This is a genomic window from Streptomyces sp. NRRL S-495, from assembly GCF_000966955.1.
Taxonomy (GTDB): domain Bacteria; phylum Actinomycetota; class Actinomycetes; order Streptomycetales; family Streptomycetaceae; genus Kitasatospora; species Kitasatospora purpeofusca.
On record NZ_JZWY01001203.1, the window covers coordinates 1 to 2,000 of the forward strand.

At 74.0% G+C, this 2,000-nt stretch carries 3 protein-coding genes; all 3 read left to right on the forward strand.

Going from position 1 to position 2,000, the window contains the following annotated elements:
- On the forward strand, positions 1 to 345 hold a 345-nt coding region (locus tag VR45_RS40580), incomplete at its 5' end, for an ABC transporter permease (protein WP_045944999.1).
- Complete coding sequence (locus tag VR45_RS40585) at positions 342 to 1,196, forward strand: ABC transporter permease (protein ID WP_030394094.1); 855 nt, start codon at positions 342 to 344, stop codon at positions 1,194 to 1,196. The genes VR45_RS40580 and VR45_RS40585, both read left to right, overlap by 4 nt.
- Positions 1,193 to 2,000, forward strand: an 808-nt coding sequence (locus VR45_RS40590; protein ID WP_234326670.1) for an ABC transporter ATP-binding protein, incomplete at its 3' end; no start/stop codon positions are given. The genes VR45_RS40585 and VR45_RS40590, both read left to right, overlap by 4 nt.

A 2,000-nucleotide genomic window follows, 5' to 3' on the forward strand; every position in this document is an offset into this window, starting at 1 on the left:
GCCCTGGAGGGCGAGCACGTCACCGTCGCCCGCAGCCGGGGCGTGCCCGAGCGCGAGGTGATCCGCCGGCACGTGTTCCGCAACTCGCTGGGCACCGTGCTCACCACCGGCGGCCTGATCGTCTCCACCCTGCTGGTCTGCACGATCCTGGTGGAGTCCGCGTTCAGCGTCGGCGGCCTCGGCCAGCTCCTCGAACTGTCCACCACCACCAAGGACTTCCCGACCGTCCAGGCCATCTCCCTGATCATCGTGGCCCTGTTCATGACGGTGAACCTGCTCGTCGACCTGCTCCACCCGCTGGTCGACCCCCGGGTCACCCTCGGCTCCAGGAGGTCCGACGCATGAGTGTCGCCCTCGCCCGGCGGCCCGGCCTCGCCCGGGTCAAGTCCGCCCGCGCCCCGCTCTACCGGATCTGCCTCGGCCTCGCCGCCCTGGTCGTGCTCGCCGCGCTGCTCGCCCCCTGGCTGGCACCCGACGACCCGAACGCCGTCGACCTCGGCAACGCCCTCGCCGGTCCCTCCGCCGACCACCTGCTCGGCGTGGACGCCGCCGGCCGCGACACCCTCGCCCGGCTGCTGATCGGCGCCCGCACCTCGCTGCTCGGGCCGCTCGGCGTGGTCGTCTTCTCCACCGTCGCCGGCGTGGCCGTCGGCCTCCTGGCGGGCTGGCGCGGCGGCTGGATCGACTCCGTGCTGTCCCGCAGCACCGAACTGGTCTTCGCCTTCCCCGGCATGCTGCTCGCCATCCTGATCGTCGCCGTCCACGGGGAGGGCCTGATGGCCCCCGTCGTCGCCCTGGCGATCGCCTACCTGCCCTACGTCTCCCGCCTGACCCGCTCCCTGGTGCTGGCCGAGCGCATGCGGCCCTACGTCTCCGCCTACCAGGTCCAGGGGCACTCGGCCCTCCAGATCTGCCTGCGGCACGTCCTGCCCAACATCGCGCCGATCGTGCTCGCCCAGTCCACCGTCAACTTCGGATACGCCCTCATGGACCTGGCCGGCCTGTCCTTCCTCGGACTCGGCGTCCCCGCCCTCACCCCCGACTGGGGCCGCATGGTCTTCGACGGCCAGACCGCGATCCAGCACGGCTACCCGCTCTCCGCGATCCTGCCCTGCGTCCTCATCGTGCTCACCGTCGTCGCCTTCAACGTCGTCGGCGAGCGCTGGGCCGACCAGGTCGCCCGGAGGACCACGTGAACGCCCTCGACGTCCGGGAGCTGCGCCTGCGCCTGCCCGGCACCGCCCGCCCGGTGCTCGACGGGGTCGACCTCACCGTCGCCCCCGGCGAGACCGTCGCCCTGGTCGGCGAGTCCGGCTCCGGCAAGTCCCTCACCTCGCGCGCCGCCCTCGGACTGCTGCCGCCCGGCGCCGTCCCCGCCGGCGAGGTCCTCGTCGACGGCCGGGACGTCCTCACCATGGACGCCGCCCGGCTGCGCGAACTGCGCACCGGCCGGGCCGCGATGGTGTTCCAGGACCCGCGGGCGGCCGTCAACCCGCTGCGCCGCATCGGCGACTTCCTCACCGAGAGCGTCCGCCTCACCGGCACCATGGGCGCCGCCGACGCGGACCGGCGCGCCGTCGAACTCCTCGACGCCGTCGGCCTCGGGCCCGAGCTGATGCGCCGCTACCCCGGCCAGCTCTCCGGCGGCATGCTCCAACGCGTGATGATCGCCGCCGCCCTGATGGGCGACCCGGTCCTGCTGCTCGCCGACGAGCCCACCACCGCGCTCGACGTGACCAGCCAGGCCGAGGTCATCGCCCTGCTGGACCGGCTGCGCGAACGCTTCGGCACCGGCCTGCTGTTCGTCACCCACGACCTGGGCCTCGCCGCCGCCATCAGCGACCGGGTCTACGTGATGTACGCGGGCCGGATCGTCGAGTCCGGACCGGCCGAGGCGCTGTTCGAACAGCCCCGCCACCCCTACACCGCGGCGCTGCTCTCCTCCACCCCGCGGCTGGACGGCCCGACCGGCCGGCTCGCCGCCATCGACGGCCAGCCGC

What these genes read in the sequence shown, in the direction of transcription:
- VR45_RS40585 (WP_030394094.1), top strand. Translation starts at nt 342, where the DNA reads ATGAGTGTCGCCCTCGCCCGGCGGCCCGGCCTCGCCCGGGTCAAGTCC.